Origin of the sequence: Alkalihalobacillus pseudalcaliphilus (genome assembly GCF_028610675.1) — a bacterium.
In the GTDB taxonomy this organism is placed as follows: domain Bacteria; phylum Bacillota; class Bacilli; order Bacillales; family Bacillaceae_D; genus Alkalihalobacillus; species Alkalihalobacillus pseudalcaliphilus.
In genome coordinates this window covers 325,639-345,625 of sequence record NZ_JAQQWS010000001.1, presented here as the reverse complement: position 1 = coordinate 345,625, position 19,987 = coordinate 325,639, and the positions used below count along the sequence as shown (strand labels likewise).

General features: G+C 39.0%; 21 protein-coding genes. All 21 read right to left on the bottom strand.

Features of this window, described 5'->3' with window-relative positions; translation table 11 throughout:
* Position 1 precedes the first annotated feature (1 nt).
* Positions 2 to 1,099, bottom strand: a complete 1,098-nt coding sequence (locus PQ479_RS01690; RefSeq protein ID WP_047989307.1) for a prephenate dehydrogenase — start codon at positions 1,097 to 1,099, stop codon at positions 2 to 4.
* 123 nt (positions 1,100 to 1,222) lie between these two features.
* Positions 1,223 to 2,332 (bottom strand): histidinol-phosphate transaminase, encoded by a 1,110-nt coding sequence (hisC, locus tag PQ479_RS01685; RefSeq protein WP_047989308.1) that lies wholly within the window; start codon positions 2,330 to 2,332, stop codon positions 1,223 to 1,225.
* Positions 2,333 to 2,376: 44 nt separating this feature from the next.
* Positions 2,377 to 3,189, bottom strand: coding sequence for a tryptophan synthase subunit alpha (gene trpA / locus PQ479_RS01680; protein ID WP_047989309.1), 813 nt, complete (start codon positions 3,187 to 3,189; stop codon positions 2,377 to 2,379).
* 1 nt (position 3,190) lies between these two features.
* Entirely contained in the window at positions 3,191 to 4,381 is a 1,191-nt protein-coding gene (trpB, locus tag PQ479_RS01675; RefSeq protein WP_047989310.1) for a tryptophan synthase subunit beta, read from the bottom strand.
* Positions 4,341 to 5,021, bottom strand: coding sequence for a phosphoribosylanthranilate isomerase (locus PQ479_RS01670; RefSeq protein WP_047989311.1), 681 nt, complete (start codon positions 5,019 to 5,021; stop codon positions 4,341 to 4,343). Before PQ479_RS01670 ends, trpB begins: the two co-directional genes overlap by 41 nt.
* Positions 5,005 to 5,778, bottom strand: a complete 774-nt coding sequence (trpC, locus tag PQ479_RS01665; RefSeq protein WP_047989312.1) for an indole-3-glycerol phosphate synthase TrpC — start codon at positions 5,776 to 5,778, stop codon at positions 5,005 to 5,007. Before trpC ends, PQ479_RS01670 begins: the two co-directional genes overlap by 17 nt.
* Positions 5,771 to 6,796, bottom strand: coding sequence for an anthranilate phosphoribosyltransferase (gene trpD, locus PQ479_RS01660; protein WP_047989313.1), 1,026 nt, complete (start codon positions 6,794 to 6,796; stop codon positions 5,771 to 5,773). The genes trpC and trpD overlap by 8 nt, the downstream gene beginning before the upstream one ends.
* A 1-nt stretch (position 6,797) precedes the next feature.
* On the bottom strand, positions 6,798 to 8,300 hold the full coding sequence (gene trpE / locus PQ479_RS01655) for an anthranilate synthase component I (RefSeq protein ID WP_047989314.1): 1,503 nt from the start codon (positions 8,298 to 8,300) through the stop codon (positions 6,798 to 6,800).
* Between the two features lie 249 nt (positions 8,301 to 8,549).
* Complete coding sequence (gene aroH / locus PQ479_RS01650) at positions 8,550 to 8,933, bottom strand: chorismate mutase (RefSeq protein WP_047989315.1); 384 nt, start codon at positions 8,931 to 8,933, stop codon at positions 8,550 to 8,552.
* Between the two features lie 5 nt (positions 8,934 to 8,938).
* A complete protein-coding gene (gene aroB, locus PQ479_RS01645; RefSeq protein WP_047989316.1) occupies positions 8,939 to 10,021 on the bottom strand; it encodes a 3-dehydroquinate synthase in 1,083 nt (360 codons plus the stop codon).
* The gene (gene aroC / locus PQ479_RS01640; protein ID WP_047989317.1) at positions 10,021 to 11,193 is read right to left on the bottom strand and encodes a chorismate synthase; all 1,173 of its coding nucleotides are present in this window, start codon (positions 11,191 to 11,193) and stop codon (positions 10,021 to 10,023) included. Before aroC ends, aroB begins: the two co-directional genes overlap by 1 nt.
* Before the next feature lie 172 nt (positions 11,194 to 11,365).
* Complete coding sequence (locus PQ479_RS01635) at positions 11,366 to 12,139, bottom strand: CheR family methyltransferase (protein WP_047989318.1); 774 nt, start codon at positions 12,137 to 12,139, stop codon at positions 11,366 to 11,368.
* A gap of 712 nt (positions 12,140 to 12,851) precedes the next feature.
* A complete protein-coding gene (gene ndk, locus PQ479_RS01630; RefSeq protein WP_047989319.1) occupies positions 12,852 to 13,295 on the bottom strand; it encodes a nucleoside-diphosphate kinase in 444 nt (147 codons plus the stop codon).
* Positions 13,296 to 14,138: 843 nt separating this feature from the next.
* Positions 14,139 to 15,110 carry a heptaprenyl diphosphate synthase component II gene (hepT, locus tag PQ479_RS01625; protein ID WP_047989321.1) on the bottom strand — a complete coding sequence of 324 codons (972 nt, stop codon included), beginning with the start codon at positions 15,108 to 15,110 and terminating at the stop codon, positions 14,139 to 14,141.
* A gap of 10 nt (positions 15,111 to 15,120) precedes the next feature.
* Positions 15,121 to 15,978 carry a menaquinone biosynthesis protein gene (locus PQ479_RS01620; protein WP_047989322.1) on the bottom strand — a complete coding sequence of 286 codons (858 nt, stop codon included), beginning with the start codon at positions 15,976 to 15,978 and terminating at the stop codon, positions 15,121 to 15,123.
* Positions 15,975 to 16,580 (bottom strand): UbiX family flavin prenyltransferase, encoded by a 606-nt coding sequence (locus tag PQ479_RS01615; RefSeq protein WP_047989323.1) that lies wholly within the window; start codon positions 16,578 to 16,580, stop codon positions 15,975 to 15,977. The genes PQ479_RS01620 and PQ479_RS01615 overlap by 4 nt, the downstream gene beginning before the upstream one ends.
* Entirely contained in the window at positions 16,577 to 17,443 is an 867-nt protein-coding gene (locus PQ479_RS01610) for a UbiA-like polyprenyltransferase (protein WP_083991273.1), read from the bottom strand. The genes PQ479_RS01615 and PQ479_RS01610 overlap by 4 nt, the downstream gene beginning before the upstream one ends.
* A 21-nt stretch (positions 17,444 to 17,464) precedes the next feature.
* A complete protein-coding gene (gene menG, locus PQ479_RS01605) occupies positions 17,465 to 18,175 on the bottom strand; it encodes a demethylmenaquinone methyltransferase (RefSeq protein ID WP_047989324.1) in 711 nt (236 codons plus the stop codon).
* On the bottom strand, positions 18,172 to 18,942 hold the full coding sequence (locus PQ479_RS01600; RefSeq protein ID WP_047989325.1) for a heptaprenyl diphosphate synthase component 1: 771 nt from the start codon (positions 18,940 to 18,942) through the stop codon (positions 18,172 to 18,174). The genes menG and PQ479_RS01600 overlap by 4 nt, the downstream gene beginning before the upstream one ends.
* Before the next feature lie 156 nt (positions 18,943 to 19,098).
* Complete coding sequence (gene mtrB, locus PQ479_RS01595) at positions 19,099 to 19,317, bottom strand: trp RNA-binding attenuation protein MtrB (RefSeq protein WP_047989326.1); 219 nt, start codon at positions 19,315 to 19,317, stop codon at positions 19,099 to 19,101.
* A gap of 27 nt (positions 19,318 to 19,344) precedes the next feature.
* On the bottom strand, positions 19,345 to 19,926 hold the full coding sequence (folE, locus tag PQ479_RS01590; protein ID WP_420535506.1) for a GTP cyclohydrolase I FolE: 582 nt from the start codon (positions 19,924 to 19,926) through the stop codon (positions 19,345 to 19,347).
* Between the last annotated feature and the right edge of the window lie 61 nt (positions 19,927 to 19,987).

Here is a 19,987-nt window from a genome sequence, read left to right as displayed (position 1 = left end):
TCTATAAGATCGAAGTCTCATATAATGAACGCTCTAAATAACTTCTTGCTAACTCTCGATCATCCTCCGAACGGAAACTCAATCGTAAAACACCCATAATATCTTCTCGTGTTTCAAGAATCCTTATATTCGTTATACTAATTTGATGATCGGCTAAAATACTCGTGACATCCGATATCACACCCGGATGGTCAGGAACATCAACAAATAGATCGTAAAAAGCTGGAATGGCTCCTTTTTCTCGGACTGGCATATCGTCACGAAATCTTTTAGCGTCATCAAAATAGTGAAAGATCGCTTGGGCATCCTTATCCTCTAACAATTTTTTTACATGTTGCATCTCTTCCATCCACTCAGACAACTGCTGTAATAAAATAACTTTATTATGCAACAGGATATCCCGCCACATAACCGGCGATGCCGATGCGATCCGCGTGATATCTCGGAACCCACCAGCAGCAAGCCGTGATAACATCGGCTCTGCTTCATTTTTCTTCGCCATTTCTCGAACAAGACTTGTTGCAATAATATGAGGTAGATGACTAACAGCCCCTGCTACACGATCATGTTCCTCAGGTAACATCGTTATGAATTTGGCTTTTGTTCCTTTTAGCCAATTTTGTAATTGAATCATTGTTCGTTGTTGGATATGTGCCGATGGTGTCAAAATATAAAAAGCATTTTCAAAAAGGTGAGCCTTTGCTGCTTGTACCCCTGATTTATGAGAGCCTGCCATCGGATGACCACCAATAAAGTGAATCCCTTTTTTGACTAATTTGGCTGCTTCTTTAATAATACTACTCTTTGTACTTCCTACATCGGTGATAATGACACCTTCTTTAAAGGTATAAGACTGCATCTCTTCAAATATGGCTATCGTATTTGAGACTGGTGTTGCCAACACAATTAAATCTGCTTTACGCACACCCTCCTCAATGGTCGCTACACTTTCATCAATCACTTTAAGCGCTCTAGCTACTTTCACCTGTTCAGTAGCAATATCATAACCAATCACTTGACAGTCGTGTTCTTTCTTAATAGCTAGAGCAATTGAACCACCAATTAACCCTAAACCAATAATAAAAACTTGATTTTTCATGCTTCTCCCTCCACTAACAGTAAAACCTCTCTCTATGAACAAAAGAGAAAACGACTTCATCTCAAAACAGGATGAAAGACGTTTTCATCAAGATAAACATGGCTCCTACTTACTGTCTATTCTCTAGTCCGTTAACACAGGAACTGACATCGATTGCAGCATCTTTTCTAACGCTTGTATGAGAAGGATATTTTCCTCTTCTGTTCCAATCGTAATACGAGCATAGGTTGGATACCCTAACGCTTCACCTGAGCGCACAATAATGCCTTCTTTTAACAAATAATGAAAAACATCATTTCCTTTTCGTTGAAAATCTATCAATAAAAAGTTCGTTTCAGATGGAAAATACGTTAATTGATGTTTTTGACAGAATGACTCCATTTTCTTCATTTCTACTTGATTTTTTTGGACACAATTAGTAATAAACGCTTGATCATCTAATGCGTTAAGTGCCGCAATATGAGCCAATGACGTATTATTAAATGGGGGCCTTACCGGATCGATCGAACGGATAAAGTTTGCATTCCCCACTCCATAACCAATTCGTAATGAAGCAAGCCCATATGCTTTTGAAAATGTTCTTAGAACGACAAGATTAGGATAATCCACAAGAAGTGGAATCGTTTCGGGATAATCATTCGCATCGACATATTCATAATAAGCCTCATCTGAAACGACGAGTACATGCTCTGGCACCTGGGCTAGGAAACGCGTAAAAGCCGTTTCATTCACATAAGTACCTGTTGGATTATTCGGATTACACACCCAAACTATTTTTGTTTTTTCATCGATAGCAGCAAGCATGGCCTCTAAATCATGAACGCCGTTAACAAGAGCTACTTCCTTAACTTTAGCCCCTTCAATGGTCGCATTTAATTTATATTGTGAAAATGTCGGATCTGCCGTAACCATATTATCTTCTGACGTTAGCAATGCACGACATAAAAATTGAATAACTTCATCTGAACCATTGCCAAAAATAAGCTGCTCCTCTTGCACATTCAAAAAGTTGGCTACTTTTTCACGAAGTAGAGCGGCATACCCATCAGGATAAATAGAAAGTGCTGTCAATGATTGTTGCAAAGCGGCTGTAACATGCGTGGAAGCTCCGTATGGATTCTCATTCGATGCTAATTTAATAACGCGTTCTAAGCCTAATTCTTTTTTTACTTCCTCCATCGGTTTTCCTGGTTGATAAGGAGGAAGGCTTAACAGTTGTGATTTAATATCCATTTTGTCTTTAGCACCTCACCTTGCGAAAGTATCTGTTTACTATGTTACGATGAAATGAGCGTTCTGACAAATGTTTTTATTGAATTCAATGAATCTTTTCTCAACTGTTCATTCAGAAGCTTATCTTTTTCTTGTTCAATTACAGCCACTAATGCACTTCCAACAACGACTCCGTCCACATATTGATTCATTTGTTTCACTTGATTATGATTTGATATTCCAAAACCGACAGCTACTGGTACTGGACTTAATTGCTTCACTGTTTGCAAAAAATCATCCAGCCTTGGATCTAACTCTTCTCGAACTCCCGTTACTCCTAATGAAGATACACAATATAAAAAGCCTTGTGCTTGTTGGGCAATTTTTTCAATCCGGGCTTTTGAAGTCGGTGCAACTAAAGAAATTAAGGAGAGTCCATTCTTTTGACACATCGTTGATAGTTCTTGACTTTCTTCAATCGGCAAATCTGGTACAAGCAAACCATCTATTTCTAACTGCTTGGCTTTTTGAACAAATTGCTCTAATCCAAACTGTAGGACTGGATTATAATAAGTAAAGATGATGACCGGAATCGTTAAACCCTTTTTTCGCATAGCGGGGACTAAATACATGGCTTTATCTAATGTCATACCAGCCTCTAGTGCCCGTTTGGAAGCCTCTTGAATCGTCGGCCCATCTGCTAATGGGTCAGAATAAGGAATACCAAGTTCAAGTAAACTAGCTCCCTCTTCTTGTAAAGCTAAAGCGATATCAATCGTTGCCTCGGCACAAGGGTCACCTGCTGTAATAAATGGGATAAATAACTTGTTCTTTGCTTCTAATTGCGCAATTAGTCGACTTTCTACGGTTAATGGCATCTTATTCACCTCGCTCATATTTCTGTAATGTATGAACATCTTTATCTCCACGACCTGATAAGCAAACTAAAATCAAATCGTCTTTATTTAATTTCTTCGCACGCTCAAATGCTTTCGCTAAAGCATGAGCACTTTCAATCGCTGGAATGATCCCTTCTTTTTCTGATAAAAACTTTAGTGCTTCTAAAGCTTGCTCATCCGTAACAGCCTCGTATTGAACCCGGCCGCTTGTTGCTAAGTAAGCATGCTCTGGTCCTACACCAGGGTAATCTAAACCAGCTGAAATAGAATATGGCTCTTGAATTTGACCATGCTGATCTTGTAATAAAAGGGTTAAGGAGCCATGAATCACACCTGCTTTTCCTTTTGAAATCGTCGCTGCATGATGCTCGGTATTTACTCCAAGTCCTGCTGCCTCTACTCCGATCAGACTTACCTCATCCTCTAAAAATGGGAAAAACGTTCCAATAGCATTACTACCGCCACCTACACAGGCAATGACCTCGTTAGGTAGCCTACCTTCTCTTTTTTGTATTTGTTTTTTGGCTTCATCACCAATAATTCGTTGAAAATCACGGACCATTTTCGGGTAAGGATGTGGTCCAACGACAGAACCAATCAAATAAAATGTATCCTCGGCATTCGCGACCCAGTAACGAATCGCTTCATTTGTAGCATCCTTTAAAGTCTGACTTCCAGAGGTCGCGGGTATAACCTCTGCACCGAGCAATTCCATTCGATACACATTGAGGGCTTGTCTTTCCATATCCTCGGCCCCCATAAACACCTTACATTCTAATCCAAACCTAGCAGCAATCGTAGCAGATGCCACACCATGTTGTCCTGCACCTGTTTCGGCAACGATTTTCGTCTTTCCCATTCGTTTAGCTAACAATGCCTGTCCGATTGCATTATTAAGTTTATGGGCACCTGTATGAAGTAAATCTTCTCTTTTTAAATAAACCTTGGCACCACCTAGCGCTTCTGATACATTTTTTGCGTAAGTGAGGGCTGTCGGCCTTCCTGCAAACTCATACAAATGATCCAAATATTCATCTGAAAAGAGAGAATCGTTTTGTGCCTGCTCTAAGGCAACCTCTAATTCCTCAATGACACTCATAAGCGTTTCAGGTACATATTTACCACCAAAATCACCGAAGCGCCCCTTTTGATCTGGATATGTGCTTTTCATTTTCTCTCATCCTCTCCACTAGTTCAGCTATCAATTGTTCTGACTTGAAGCCATCTTGTTCAATTCCACTTGAAACATCAATACCATCAACATGAAATGTTAATAACTGATTGATATTCGTATTGTTAATCCCGCCAGCGATAAAAAGTGGCACTTGTTGCTTGTTGGCCTCCTGTTGATAAAGGGGAATTTCTCCCCAATCAAATCGTTGACCCGTACCTCCCCAAGCACCTTCGTGGCGATAATCAATGATAAATGCATCAACAAGCCCAGCAAAGCTTCCCATATAGGTGAGAGCCTGCTCATTGCTATGAATCACTTTCCAGATTGGTTGTTTCACCTTTTTACGTAATGCTTCTACATATTGGGGAGACTCTGACCCATGACACTGTACGATGTCAAAAGGTACCTCTTCCATTGTTTGTTTAATAACATCGATTTCTTCATTGACAAATAACGCGACTAATTGTTGCTTAATTGGTTCGTCAGTATATTTTTGCAGCCACTTTGTTACTTGCTCACTCGTAACTTTTCGTTTACTTTCAGCAAAGACAAAACCAAGATAATCCGCCTCACTCTTCATCGTATTTTCGAGATCTTGACTTGAATGATTTCCACAGAGCTTAAGTTTTGGTAACATCTAGCTCACCACCAAGCAACTCATAAATCCCTTGCTCAGGACTACTTGCCCGCATGAATGTTTCACCAATTAAGATTGCTTTTGCACCTGCTAATGCAACAAAATCAATATCAGCCGCTGTGGCAATGCCACTTTCACTAACAACTAACGTATCACGTGAAATAAGTGGAATCATTTCTTTCGTTTGAGCTAGATCTGTTTTGAATGTTTTCAAGTTTCTGTTATTAATACCTAGAATCGCTGGTGTAAAACAAGCTAGTAAGATGTGTAAGTCCTCCTCAGAGTGGACCTCCACTAGGCATTCCAACCCAAGTGAATAGCTATAGTCATAAAGCTCCTTCAATTCTTCAATTGGCAAAGTTCCAACAATTAATAAAAGGGCATCTGCTCCAATGTTTTTCGTTTCGTCTATTTGAGCAAAACTAATTATAAAATCTTTTCTCATAACAGGAATTTGGACATGCTGTTTAATTTGACTTAAATAATCTACGGACCCTTGGAAATATGTCTGATCTGTTAAAACAGAAATCGCATCGGCACCGGCCCGCTCATACCCTAATGCAATTTGAAGTGGGTTAAAATCTTCTTTAATAATACCTTTTGAAGGGGAGGCTTTCTTTACCTCAGCAATTAACCCTATATGGCGACGACATTTATTCAAAGCTTCATATAATGAATAATGCTTCACCTCCAACGGTTTTGGTTGAACCAGTTCAGCAATCTCTTTCTTTTTTGTAGCTAAAATTTGATTAAGCATGCTGTGACTCCTTTCTTACTTCTTGCAACTGTTGGAGGTGAGCGTAAACGCACCCTGTCTCAATTTGGTCACGAATAAAGGTTACCCCTTCTTTAATGGAAGCGACTTGGTCTGCTGCATATAAAGCAACACCTGCATTTAAATACACGATTTCTTGGGCCGATTGATTCGCTTTACCTTGAAAGACTTCTAACATCAGATCGGCACTTTCCTTTGGATTTTGTACTTGAATCTCTTCTAATTTACCCCTTCGCAAACCAAAATCCTCTGGACGTATCTGATACCGGCTTAACTGACCGTCTTTAATTTCGACTACATCTGTGTGTGTGGTAATGGAGCATTCGTCAAGCCCTTCTCCTCCAGAGACAACTAAGGAATGCTTCGTACCTAAACGCTTGAGGGCAGTAGCAACTTTTTCGATCATCGTTCCATCATAAACACCTAAGAGTTGATGCTTGGCTCCTGCAGGATTTGTTAAAGGGCCTAACATATTAAAAATCGTCCGGAATCCTAATTCTTTTCGAGGCGTTACCGCGTGCTTCATCGATTCGTGATACAGTGGTGCAAACAAAAAACATAAAGAGTGTGTTTGTAATGCTTGAGCCGCTTGTTCTGGTGTATGTTGAATATTAATAGATAAATATTCTAAAACATCAGCACTACCACTTTTAGAAGAAACCGCACGATTTCCATGCTTAGCGACCTTCACCCCGAGTGCCGCTAAACAAATGCCAACCGTTGTAGAGATATTAAATGTTCTTAAAGAGTCTCCACCTGTTCCACATGTATCTAATAATGCCTCATTTTCATAAGGTATTTTCATGGAGTGCTGGCGCATGGCTTTAGCAAATCCAGTAATTTCATCAACCGTTTCACCACGAAACCTCATAATGGTGACAAAACTTGCAATTTGTGAAGGGGTTGCTAAGCCATTCATAATATCATGCATAACCGACTCAGCTTGTTCCTCGGTTAAAGTAACCCCTTGTAGGCACAACTCTAAATGATCTTTTAACATATTATTTAACCTCCTCGAGTCCAAACATTTCCTCCGCCATTTGAACCGCCCTAATTAAGGCCTTCGCTTTATTTTGTGTTTCTTCATATTCTTTTTCAGGGTTAGAATCTGCCACGATGCCTGCTCCAGCTTGAATGGAGGCCTTTCCTTCTTGTAATACAAGTGTACGAATCGCAATACATGAGTCAATATTGCCATCAAAACCTAAATATCCGATCGCACCTGCATAAATTCCCCTTCTAGTTGGTTCGAGCTCTTTTAATATTTGCATCGCTCTAATTTTCGGTGCCCCTGATACGGTTCCAGCTGGAAAAGAGGCCATTAAAGCTTCTAAAGGTTTAACGTCTTCACGTAGCTGACCACATACTTTAGAAATTATATGCATCACATGGGAAAAACGAGCTATTTCTAACAAAGTAGGAATTTGTACGGAACCATACTTAGCAATACGACCTATATCATTCCTAGCTAAGTCCACTAACATATAGTGCTCTGCTCGTTCCTTTTCATCGGTTAATAAATCATCTGATAACTTTTGATCTTCTTCAAGGCTGTTCCCTCTTTTGCGTGTTCCGGCGATCGGGTGTATCTCCACATGTTGATCCTGCACTTGTACAAGTCTTTCTGGCGAACTACCTATGATCTCTAATCCATCAAGCTTTAGGTAGAATAAATAGGGAGATGGATTTACCTTTCGTAAAACACGATAAATCTCAATACCCGAACTTTTCACGTCCATCGAAAAACGTTGTGATAAGACCGCTTGAAAAATATCTCCGGCTCGAATGTACTCTTTTATTTTCAAAATATCCGCGATAAATTGATCTTTTTGATAATTAGAATCGACCTGTTCAAAACTCACTTCACGCTCAAAGGTTGGCGTTGGCTTTAAGGTTAACGGGCGAGCAGGTTCTTCTATTTTTTTTATCACTCGATTGACTTGTTCCACACTCTGAAAATATTGTTCTTGTAGCTTTTTGTTGTCATCAATTCGCTGATGAAAAATAATTGTTAACTCATTCTCTTGGTGATTAAAAGCGATAAGCGTTTCACAAATCAGAAACTGATAATAATTGGTATGACGGTGATAACAGGTTTCTAGACTCGGTTCGATTGTTTCAATCGCGTCATAACTCATATAACCAACAGCTCCACCTTTAAAAGGTAGGTCAAGCTCTGACGGGGCTACATGAAGATAGGCCATCGTTTTTTCATAAAGCTCAATAAAACTAGCCGCTTCTAAAAGCGTCTCCTCACATTTATTTCTAGTCACAAATGAGCCTGATATTTCTTTCATTTCATATAGAGGATTTAAACCAATAAACGAATAATTTGACCATAGCGAGGCCTCATCATGGCTCTCTAACAAAAAATGTGCTTCGTCTTGTAATTGATGGAACATTTGAATGGGGGTTAAACTATCCGCGAAAAGCTTAGCCGCTACCGGGATCGTTTGATACGTTTGGGCCAGTGCTGAAAAACTGGCAAAAGAGGTCTTTATCAACTTGATCACTCCTATTCATATAGAGGAGGATCAATTAAGGAGGCTAAAAATATAAAAAACCCTATGACCAAATAGGCATAGGGTGTATATGTGTACAACCTTTGCTCAGCTCTGCTCTCCTTAACTAATCTCATACTCTTCTCTTCTCAACTCAATCAACTAAAAAATCTCTAAATAAAAACTTACTCGCTAAACTTGTTGTTACTTCTCGACTATTTCTCAACTTAAAACTATAACTTATTCATTAGTTTATACTTTCTCACCTTTATCCGTCAAGACTAAATCTGGCCTAAGTTGAATGGCCTCATTCAGATAGACATGATGGATTAGTTCTTGACTGACATCCGTATTTACGGTCATCATTACACGGATACAGCGACTAAGACTGCCGGGAACATCAATCTCTCTTGCACACATGACGGGAACAAAATCATAACCACTAAACCGTCGTAATGCTTTTGCAGGAAATGCTGCTTTTAAATCATCTGTGACCGTTATAAGAACTTGAGCGACATCACAAGCCTTTACTTGATTATTTCGAATCATTTCAGCAAGCATTTCTTCTGTTGCTGCTAGAATTAAATCCTCTTGATCTTTTTCTACTGTTGTTGCACCTCTGATTCCTCTCACCATGCTACTCACTCCCTGAGCATTTTTTCTAGCATTTTGATTATTTTTTCATCCTCGATTTCTTCAACCGTTACTTCCCCTATTCCTTTGAGAAGAACCATTCGAATGATACCATTATCTGTTTTTTTATCTTTACGCATCGTATTCATTAAAGATGGCACATGTAAACCTGCTGGTATTTTCGTTTCATAACCTAAGAGCTGTAACCATTGTATGAAACCTTCTATATCTAGGTTCGTTCGAAATCTCTCTTCACTCATTTTCAGAGCAAAAATAATTCCGATTGCTACAGCTTCACCATGCGTAACCTTACCGTAACCTAACTCTTTTTCTATAGCGTGACCTAATGTATGCCCTAAATTAAGATATGCACGCACACCCGCTTCTTTTTCATCACTTGCAACAATTTTCGCTTTTATAGAAATCGAGCGTTCAAGCATCTCTTCGATAAAAGCGAGTGGAAGCTCAGAGAGATTAGAAACATGCTGCTTCAGCCACTGATAGAAATTCTTATCTACAATTAACCCATGCTTAAAAACTTCAGCAAAGCCTGAACGCCATTCTTTTTCTGGTAATGTTTGTAGGAATTTCGGATCATAGAGAACGGCTTCCGGTTGATGAAAGGCACCGATCATATTTTTCCCGAGCGGATGATTAATCGCAACTTTTCCACCTACAGAGCTATCTTGTGCTAACAATGTTGTAGGAATTTGTATGAAACGGATACCACGCAAATAGGTTGCTGCGACAAACCCGGCAATATCACCAACAACTCCACCGCCTAAAGCAATAATTAAAGCGTGTCGGTCTAACTGATTTTCTAACGCGATGGTTAGCAGTCTCTCGTACTCTTGAAATGATTTGGAGTGTTCTCCCGCTTCAATTACAGCCTCTACTAGCCGATAATGAGTGTTCAAGGACTGTTTAATTTTATTTAAATATAAAGGTGCCACCGTTGAATCCGTAATCACGTAAATCGCTGTCGGCTGCTTAGCGAAGGTTCGTACATAAGATAAAACTTCTTCAGAAATGTCTGCTTGTATATAAACAGAATAATCTTTAGAAAATGTCTTAACTTGTACGGTACTCATTAAAAACGCCTCGCTTCTTCATGATGGCGCTCAATATTTTGACCAATCTTTTCAATTTGGTCACTTCCGAAGTTTTCTAAAAGTGCCTTCGCAATCTCCCAAGCAACGACGGCCTCAGCAACGACAGAAGCCGCTGGAACAGCACAGCTATCGGAACGCTCTATACTTGCTGTAAATGGCTCTTTTGTTTCAATATCAACACTTTGTAGTGGCTTATAAAGAGTGGGTATAGGTTTCATAACACCTCTTACCACAATCGGCATACCATTGGTCATTCCACCTTCAAAGCCGCCTAGGTTATTTGTTTTCCTAGAATAGCCTTTTTCCTCATCCCAAATAATTTCATCATGCACTTCACTACCTGGTCTCCGTGCAGCTTCAAAGCCGATACCAATTTCAACTCCTTTAAATGCATTAATACTCATGACCGCACCCGCTAATTTTGCATCTAATTTACGGTCATATTGTACGTGGCTCCCAAGTCCAATTGGAACACCTTCAATAACAACTTCTACGATCCCACCTATCGAATCTCCCGCTTTTTTCGCTGCATCAATGGCCTCGATCATTTGCTCGGATGCCGCTTCATCCAAGCAACGAACTTGTGAAGCTTCTGAACGTTTTTGGAGGTCTTCCATTGATTGATAATCCGTATGTACAGCTTTTACACCACCAATTTCCAGCACATGTCCTCCAACTTGTATACCAAAAGTAGAGAGAATTTTCTTCGCAACAGCACCAGCAGCAACTCGTACCGTTGTTTCACGGGCAGATGAACGCTCTAATACGTTTCGCATATCTCGGTGTCCATATTTAATTGCACCGTTTAGATCGGCATGACCTGGACGTGGTCTAGAAATTTTTCTTTTTATTTCTTTTTCTTCTTCTTCACTAATTGGTTCTGCCCCCATCACTTTTGTCCAATGAGTCCAATCTTTATTTTCTACAATTAAAGCAATCGGTGCTCCAGTCGTTTTACCGTGCCTGACTCCACTCGTAATTCTGACTTGGTCTTTTTCAATTTGCATACGACGACCACGTCCATATCCACCTTGTCTTCGTGTTAACTCTTTATTAATGTCTTCAGCTAATAATTCAAGCTGTGCCGGTACCCCTTCAATAATCGTTGTTAATTCGGGACCATGCGACTCTCCAGCTGTTAAATATCTCATATGCTCCTCCTTCACCCAACAATACTCTTTATCGCTTTTATGCGTTAAATTATACCATATTCTCATTCGTATGTGTGAGTATTTTCAGACTTTCTTCATTTGATTATTATGACATTCTATCAAAAAAACGATCGTTCGTCTAAAGTATATTCTATTTTTTCTGACAAGCACTTTATAATTTGCGGTAGAAAAAAGTTTCATCCGCCTCTAAACCATATTGTTTGGCTTGGAAAATTTGCTCCGTGCTCCCAACAAAAAGAATGCCACCTGGCCTTAGTGCTTCAGCAAATTTCTGATAAAGTGTATGCTTCGCTTCTTCAGTAAAGTAAATCATAACATTTCTGCAGACGATTAAATCATACTGCTTATCAAAACGATCAGATAGTAAGTTTTGTTTTTCAAATCGAATATACGCTTGTAGCTTCGGGTCTACTTGATATCCCCATTCTGTTTGTTTGAAATACCTTTTTTGTTTTTCTATAGGCACTTCTTTAATAGCTCGTTCTAGATAAATACCTGTTTTGGCTCTTACTAAGATTTGTTCATCTAAATCTGTAGCAAGGATTGCTTGTGGTTGAAGTGGCATTAAATCAGATAAAATCATCGCCAAGGTATAAGCTTCTTCTCCTGATGAACATGCGGCACTCCAAACTTTTAATGGGCGATTCTTTTCAATTAGTTGTGGTAATATTTTTGTTTCTAAGACATGCCAGCGTCCTTGGTTCCGATAAAACTCGGAGACATTAATCGTCATTCTTTCTAAAAATTCAGTTAGTAAGGTAGGTGTTGTCTTTAAATGTTGAAAGTAGAGGTGAAAATTAGTAAAGCCGTGTTTGTTACGTAATGTTGTGAGTCTGCGTTTCATTTGTGTTTCTTTATATAATCCGAGGTTAATACCTGTTAGCTTATGTATGTGGCTGATAAACTCTTGATAATCTTTATCCATTTCTTTCTCCCCTTTTGTTATCTTTATAATCATAATGGAAGATGAGCAAATTGACTACAAAGAATCGGAGGTTATTTTGTTTTTTATATGAAAGTGGACTTGGGGGCGATAGGTTGTGCCTTGACGTTAGCTAGTCATCCATCTTGCGATAGACGACCTTAACAGGTCACTGCTCCCATTTTGTTCGTGCGACTTCTCATGATGATGGAGTTGTAACGAGCCAACTGTTTAAGAAGTCGCTACTACTTTTATCTTTGTTGGTGGCGAAGTGACACCGCTTCGCCATGAGCGTTTTGTTATGAAAGTTAGTGCGAACACGGAGCGTTACTCGTCACTTCCGAAAATCATGCCCCGAGACAATCACGTGGTGCTGGGCTACGCAGTTGGATTTCAACTCTGCCACTTCGTCTCACAGGAGTCTCCGCATGACTCGAAAGCTAGGTACTGCTCATTCTCAAGTATAAATTGCATGCATAAAAGAAATAACAACAAAAACATATTGGATGAAGAGCCACCAGTAAAGAGCTATACCACACTTTCAATCGGGGAGTGCTTGTGGCCGTCTCATATATAGTTGCTAACTGTTTGTATGCTTGGTTTTCTTCTAGATATTCGTCATTCAGTTTGCCTTATTAGTGATTTAGTAAAGTATATAAAAAACGTGATGGCATCTTTTTTGGGAGATGTCCATCACGTTTATGTATCATTGAAATTATACCCAAGTATTTACGGCTTTTTCATATTCGCATAATTCTTCTTGAGTGAAGAAGATGCCAATTTCACGTTCAGCACTTTCAGGTGAATCTGAACCATGAATTACATTCATTGATAGTTGAGCAGCGAAATCACCACGAATTGTTCCTGGTTCAGAATCCGCAGGGTTTGTTGCTCCCATCATTTTACGAGCTGTTTTGATTACATTTTCACCTTGCCATACCATAGCAAAAACTGGACCTGAAGTGATGAAATCTACTAATTCACCAAAGAAAGGACGCTCACTATGTTCAGCATAGTGTTTTTTTGCTGTTTCTTCTGTAATGTGCATTAATTTTGCTCCAACTAATTGGAAGCCTTTCTTTTCAAATCTTGAGACAATTTCGCCTACAAGATTACGTTGAACACCATCTGGTTTTACCATTAAATATGTACGTTCCATCATTTTGACCTCGCTTTCAAATATAACAAATCACAACAAACTTAGTATATCAAAAAAATAAAACGCTCTCAATCTATTTTTTACCATTTGTCCGATTGTTTTGATTGCTCTTATTTTGTATGAAAGTTGCTTAAAGCTCATGTGTTCTTCTTCGAAGGTCGCTACGGGAATGGGGGCACGCTTTCCGCACGGGTGCTGAGCTAACTGGCTTTGCCAGTGGATCTCAGCCTGCCCTTTCATCCTGCAGGAGTCGGCTTCCCCATTCCCTCCGCTTTAGGTTCGTGCAGGCTTCTTGATTCGTACACTTCTCTTACAAAATGAATGAAAAATAATAAAAGCTAACAAATAAAGAAACATAGGCATATGAACAAAATGCCACTAGTTGAAGGCTAACGCCCCTTTCATCTTTGTTGGTGGCGAACTAAACCGAGCTTCGCTATGGGCGTTTTGTATGAAAGTGTAGTAAAGATAATATGTGCATCTTCATGACAACTGGTTAGTAGGCTTCTCATACAAAGTTTCTATAATGATTCAGATGCTACTCATCACTAACAAGCATAAAAGTGCGAATTTGCCTCTTGATTGGTCGCTCTTCTTTCACTTAGGTTTTTATAATTATTCGAACTTTACAACCAGTGGTAACCCAGTGGAGGAAAATATGCAGATACTCCCGTGGGACGTAGTGGCGGGCTGAGATCCATCGGTGGAGCCGATTAGCTCAGTGCCACCCCGCAGGACGCGGAGCATAAATTTCGGTAGCGGCGAGCAACGCAGCAAGTTCGCACCAACTTTCATAATTCAGAAAAACGAGAAGCTGCTAGTAGCCTCTCGTTAGAGTATTTATTAAAATTTCCTTCTTCCGATATAGGTCGCAATTTCGTGTAGGTGGTCTTTTGCTTCAATATTAGGTAATCTTTCTAAGCGCTCAAAAGCTTTTTTCAAATATTGATCACTAATCTTAGTCGCATATTCAATTCCACCGGATTGTTTAATTCTTTCTACAAATTGTTGAAATTGTGCTTTAGAGTGTGAAGGTTGTTTAAAGAAATTCTCTAAATCATCCTTTAACTGAGTATCCTTTTGTAGAGCATATAAAGCAGGTAAGGTTACGTTTCCTTGCCATAAATCTCCACCAGCTGGCTTTCCTAGCTGCTTCTCTGTGCCAACAAAATCTAAGATGTCATCCGTAATTTGATAAGACATTCCTACAAAATAAGCAAACCAGTACAGTTCATTAGCTAATCGGTCATCTGCCTTAGCTGCAAGAGCTCCTAATTGACAACTAATCGCGATCAGAAGGGCTGTCTTTCGTTTAATTCGTCGCAAATAAACTTGAAAGCTTTGCAGCCAATTAAATTGATCACGTATTTGTTCAATTTCCCCTAAACAAATTTCAACCATTGCATGAGATACGATTTGATGAATTCGTGGGTTCTCGAAATAAGCAGCAGTTTCAACTGCTCGTCCAAAAATAAAATCGCCTGTATACATGGCTACTCGATTATCCCATTGAGACTTGACCGTTTTAGTGCCTCGTCGTAACTCCGCATCGTCAATGACATCATCATGAACTAATGAACCCATATGAATTAATTCAAGCGGTACCGCAATATGTTTTAATTGTTCAATATCATAATGACCAAATTTCGCAGAAAGAAGGACAAAAACAGGTCGTATACGTTTTCCACCAGCCTTTAATAAGTGATTAGATGCTTTCTCTAATGTCTTATTATTCGTACCAACTTGTCTTTCTAGTTCCCGCTCTACTGACTTAATATCTTCCTTATAGTTCATATAAATATCCGCTAGGTTCATTGATTTCACCTTACTTCGTCATTTTATCTTTTTTAGGTTGGAAAATGCGTAGGTCATCAACAGGTTTATCGAGAAAACCTAACTGATAGCATAACTGATAATAGTATAACAATCCCTGTTGTTCTTTTTCCGTAAATTCATACGTTAAGCCTTGAAAATATTTTCGCCAAAAGTCTATGCTTCCATCATGCGCTTGTAAAATCGCTTCAATCATCGGCTCAAACTGTGTTTGTTGTGCATATTCTTTACTATAACAAAATTGACGATATAAAAGCTCAATATCTTCAAATTGCTTTTCAATGACTTCATTTCGGACAGCCATAACAGCAAACGTCATAGGTAAACCTGTTTTTTCATACCAAAGTTCCCCTAAATCATATTGGTAAATGCCAGGCTCATTACGCCAAGCTGCTTTTATCGCGTCATCCCCAATTAATAAGCATGCCTCGTATTCGCTCAGCATTGTCTCATAATTAGGCTCACACATATCATATTTCATATCAAATTCATAAAAATGAGCAAGGATTACTTTTAATAAATGGATCGTTGTTGCAGAGCTATTCGTCAGAGCTATTTTTGAATGATTTAATTGTTCAATCGGCTTTTTCGAAAAAAGAAACAGAGAACCTACCTCACCCAAACTCGACACCGATAATTGTGGTAATAACGTATAGTCCTCTTGGTTTTGTCCATAAGCAAAACTAGAAATTCCACCAACATCAATTTCTTTACTTTTCATGGCTCGATTTAATTCGGCTGGAACTTGAGGGATAAAAGTAAACCCTTTCTCCATCAACATTTTCCGATCGGTAAAATAGAAAATAGGTAAAATATTCGTATACGAAATTTCGCCAATGCGCACCGTCATTGTTCTCCCCACCTTTTAAACAATTGATGTGGAACTTCTAAACGATCTAACGCTTTACCTACTACAAAACGGACGAGATCATCTAATGATTCAGGTAAATGGTAAAAACCAGGCATCGCAGGTAAAATAGTCGCTCCCATCTTTGTTAACTTTAACATATTTTCCAAATGAATTTGGTGTAAGGGTGTTTCACGAGGGACAATGACAAGCTTTCGTCCTTCTTTTAACATCACATCGGCTGCTCGCTCTAATAAGTTACCTGATGCACCGTGAGCAATTCCAGAAAGTGTTCCCATTGAGCATGGGATAATAATCATACCTTCTGTACGGAAAGAACCACTTGCAATCGATGCCCCAACATCCCATAAATCATGAACTGTCAGATGTTCATATCCTTCATTAAACATATCCTCTAACAAAGCTTCACGATGTTCAGTATTTAATTGTAACTCTTCTTTAAATACCCGCCAACCAGCTTCTGTAATAACTAAGTGGACGGAAAAGGACTGTCTTAATAACTCCTTCACTAACGTCACTCCATATTGTGCACCACTAGCTCCCGTAATCCCGACAGTAAAAATCCTCTTTTGATTCTGAATCATAATAGTAAGACATCCCCAATCGCAAAAACGAACATTTGAATACTTAACACACCGTTCATTGTAAAAAATGCGACATTTAGACGTGACATATCATTCGCAGAGATAATGGAGTGCTCATAAATCATAATAAGACCCGCAATAATGACACCCACTAAATATAACCAACCGAGTGGTGAAAAGAAATATAAAGATAAAAAGGCTAAGAAGCTTAACACATGAAATGCTTTAGCTATCTTTAATGAACGGGCTAAGCCAAATCGGCTTGGTATCGAGAACACTTTATGTTCTTTATCATAATCTAAATCTTGAGTCGCATAAATCACATCAAATCCTGCTGTCCACATCGCTACAGCAACAAACAGTAATAAGGCTTCGACTGTTAATGTACCTGTAGCACCAACCCAGCCACCTAATGGAGCAATCGCAATCGTAACCCCCAATATAACGTGGCATAACCATGTAAATCGTTTCGTGTAAGAATAAATAACTAAGAAAAAGACCGCAACAGGTAGTAAATACACCGCTAACATATTTAATTGAAAAGCTGATACAAACAACAATGCAAATGACGCTATAATAAATACGATTACTTCTAGTTTAGAAATAAGTCCAGCCGGTATCGCTCGTTCTTCTGTTCTAGGATTCATTTTATCGATTTGAGCATCAATCACACGATTTAAAGACATCGCTGCACTTCTCGCTCCAACCATCGCGAGCGTAATCCAAACCCATTGTGATAAAGTAGGTAAGCTACCATTGATAATAGCTCCGCCTAATACAGCACCAAAATAAGCAAATGGCAAAGCAAATAAAGTATGCTCAAACTTTATCATTTCTAAGATGATTTTTATTTTTCTAATCACACTAATTCCCCAATTCTAGTTTTACTTCGTTGGTTTAACTCCTAAATGCATGGCCGCAACTCCACCTGTGAAAGCTTTCACATCAACGGAACCAAATCCAACCTCTTGGAACAAATTCTTAAGTTCTTCCCTACCAGGAAAATGTTGTGTAGACTCATTTAACCAAGAATATTCCTGATAACTTTTCGCAAATAATTTACCAAATAACGGCATGATCTTTCCAAAATAGAAAAAGTAAAGTTGTTTAAACCCTGGAATGGTCGGTTGTGATGTTTCCAAACAAACTACCTGCCCACCTGGCTTTACAACTCGATACATTTCACTAAGAACCTGCTTATAATCAGGAACATTACGTAGGCCAAATCCTATCGTTACATAATCAAATGAATCATCTTCGTAAGGGAGCTCCATGGCATTTCCATGTACTAAACGGACCTGGTCCAATTGGTGATGATCCACCTTCTCTTGACCTACCTTTAACATATTCTGACTAAAGTCTAAACCTTCCACACGCCCTTTTGGACCAACTGCTTGTGCAAGGGCAATGGTCCAATCGCCCGTTCCACAACAAACATCTAGTGCGGATTGACCTTCCTTTACTGCCATACGCTTCATCGTATCTTTTCTCCAAGATTTATGGCGTTGAAAGCTTATGACTGAATTCATGACATCGTATCGTTTATAAATCGTTTCAAATACTTGATGTACACGTTCCTCTTTTGACTGTGTCATTCTCTCACCTTTCTTTCATCGTTCTTAGGTGTCGCTATCTTTAGCATGTTCTCTAATCGTTCGATGATAAACGAATCAAAGCCTTGAATAGTGGAAGCGATTTCGATGACTTTATCTTTAAGCCATTCACACTTTGCCTCTAATTGCTCTTCTTTGTCAAAACGAGCATTCGTCAGAGTTATATTCTTTCCGTTTGTAATACGCTCACTGTTAAGCCTTAATCTTTTCAATAAGAAAAAGTGTCTGAATAATCGTGTCCAATTGTCCTCCTTAAAGTAAGAGGATATATTTTGCAAAAGCTTTGATTCGATAATCATAACTTCATCGATTTGAATAGTTGACTGGTTTAGATTAGATGGATACACATTCATCTTCGACTCATTGATTTCTTGAATTGAACGACTAAATATTCGAATCATTTCCGGGCTTTTTAGCTGGGCAAGTAGATAATAATAGAGGCTACTATAGTAATCACCCGCTAAAACCGTTAGCTGTCGCTCTTTTTTTGCATGCTCTGCCTCAAGTTTCTCTAATGATACCTCTTCATGTACATCTAGAGCAGATTGAAGTAATATGGCAGACAATATAAGAGATTGACTATCTTGACTCGAAAGGTGTTTAGATAACATCGCATAAAGAAATGACACTTTATCCGTATCAATGACGGGACTGTTTATATGTTGCTGTAAATATGTATGTTCAATTAGCTTATAAAATCGACTTGATATTGTCTCTACTTGTATATTTAGCTCTTCTGTACTAACCATTAATAGGCCCCCAAATCACATCACTACATTTTCTATCATCGCGTTAGATACACATTAAACCGCATTCTATTATAGCATAACTTCGTTGCTTGGACTAATTAATTCACTCATTCTTCCTAAAACGATAGAATAGAAAAAAGCAGGGGGATCCCCGCTTCAATCTTCCGTATCAATCGTTCCGTGTATCGTTTGAATAATAGCCTTGCCTCTCACTTTAATAGCTGAAGTATGCTCGGTAAATTGGGCAATCATGACCTCGCCCTTATCTAGCTTCTCGGAATGATGAAAGCGTGTATCAGAGCCTCTTGTTAATCCAATAACATTAACACCATTTTCTTTTGCTTTAATTACAATGCTTTCATTTTGGTTCGCCATTTCTTCGCTCTCCTTCTCTCAACCTACTCAACTTTTGATTAAGCTAATTGCCTCTGCACGTAATGTGGCATCCTCGGCATAACGTCCCCGAACGGCCGTAGTAATGGTTTTTGCACCTGGTTTCTTAACACCACGCATCGTCATACACATATGTTCAGCTTCTACAACAACGATCACACCATGTGCCTCTAATGATTCCACCATTGAATCGGCAATCGTTGCTGTAATGCGTTCTTGTAATTGAGGTCTTTTAGCTACAGCTTCAACCGCTCGAGCTAGTTTACTCAAGCCTGTTACCTTCCCACCTCTAGGTATGTACCCAATATGGGCATGTCCGAAAAATGGAACTAAATGATGTTCACACATCGAAAAGAAAGGAATGTCTTTAACAAGTACTAATTCCTCGTGTTCTTCTCCAAAAACCGTTTGAAAGTGCTCTTTCGGATCTTCATTTAACCCTTGAAAAACTTCTGCGTACATTTTTGCGACTCTTTTTGGTGTATCCTCTAATCCTTCACGACTAGGATCTTCACCGATCGCTTCTAATATCATCGTGACGGCTTGTTTGATTTTCTCATGATCTACTGATTGCAACGTCTTTGCCTCCATTTATCCAGTTCTTGTCATAAAGGATGACATAATTAAATATTAGCATACTTTTTTCAAAAAA

What these genes read in the sequence shown, in the direction of transcription:
- PQ479_RS01620 (WP_047989322.1), bottom strand. Translation starts at nt 15,978, where the DNA reads ATGACGGTGCGCATTGGCGAAATTTCGTATACGAATATTTTACCTATT.
- PQ479_RS01635 (WP_047989318.1), bottom strand. Translation starts at nt 12,139, where the DNA reads ATGGATAAAGATTATCAAGAGTTTATCAGCCACATACATAAGCTAACA.
- trpC (WP_047989312.1), bottom strand. Translation starts at nt 5,778, where the DNA reads ATGCTTAATCAAATTTTAGCTACAAAAAAGAAAGAGATTGCTGAACTG.
- folE (WP_420535506.1), bottom strand. Translation starts at nt 19,926, where the DNA reads ATGGAGGCAAAGACGTTGCAATCAGTAGATCATGAGAAAATCAAACAA.
- aroB (WP_047989316.1), bottom strand. Translation starts at nt 10,021, where the DNA reads ATGAGTACCGTACAAGTTAAGACATTTTCTAAAGATTATTCTGTTTAT.
- PQ479_RS01615 (WP_047989323.1), bottom strand. Translation starts at nt 16,580, where the DNA reads ATGATTCAGAATCAAAAGAGGATTTTTACTGTCGGGATTACGGGAGCT.
- trpA (WP_047989309.1), bottom strand. Translation starts at nt 3,189, where the DNA reads ATGCCATTAACCGTAGAAAGTCGACTAATTGCGCAATTAGAAGCAAAG.
- PQ479_RS01600 (WP_047989325.1), bottom strand. Translation starts at nt 18,942, where the DNA reads ATGGTTAGTACAGAAGAGCTAAATATACAAGTAGAGACAATATCAAGT.
- aroH (WP_047989315.1), bottom strand. Translation starts at nt 8,933, where the DNA reads ATGGTGAGAGGAATCAGAGGTGCAACAACAGTAGAAAAAGATCAAGAG.
- ndk (WP_047989319.1), bottom strand. Translation starts at nt 13,295, where the DNA reads ATGGAACGTACATATTTAATGGTAAAACCAGATGGTGTTCAACGTAAT.
- trpB (WP_047989310.1), bottom strand. Translation starts at nt 4,381, where the DNA reads ATGAAAAGCACATATCCAGATCAAAAGGGGCGCTTCGGTGATTTTGGT.
- PQ479_RS01670 (WP_047989311.1), bottom strand. Translation starts at nt 5,021, where the DNA reads ATGTTACCAAAACTTAAGCTCTGTGGAAATCATTCAAGTCAAGATCTC.
- mtrB (WP_047989326.1), bottom strand. Translation starts at nt 19,317, where the DNA reads ATGGCGAACCAAAATGAAAGCATTGTAATTAAAGCAAAAGAAAATGGT.
- aroC (WP_047989317.1), bottom strand. Translation starts at nt 11,193, where the DNA reads ATGAGATATTTAACAGCTGGAGAGTCGCATGGTCCCGAATTAACAACG.
- menG (WP_047989324.1), bottom strand. Translation starts at nt 18,175, where the DNA reads ATGACACAGTCAAAAGAGGAACGTGTACATCAAGTATTTGAAACGATT.
- trpD (WP_047989313.1), bottom strand. Translation starts at nt 6,796, where the DNA reads ATGTTAAAAGATCATTTAGAGTTGTGCCTACAAGGGGTTACTTTAACC.
- hepT (WP_047989321.1), bottom strand. Translation starts at nt 15,110, where the DNA reads ATGAACCTAGCGGATATTTATATGAACTATAAGGAAGATATTAAGTCA.
- hisC (WP_047989308.1), bottom strand. Translation starts at nt 2,332, where the DNA reads ATGGATATTAAATCACAACTGTTAAGCCTTCCTCCTTATCAACCAGGA.
- PQ479_RS01690 (WP_047989307.1), bottom strand. Translation starts at nt 1,099, where the DNA reads ATGAAAAATCAAGTTTTTATTATTGGTTTAGGGTTAATTGGTGGTTCA.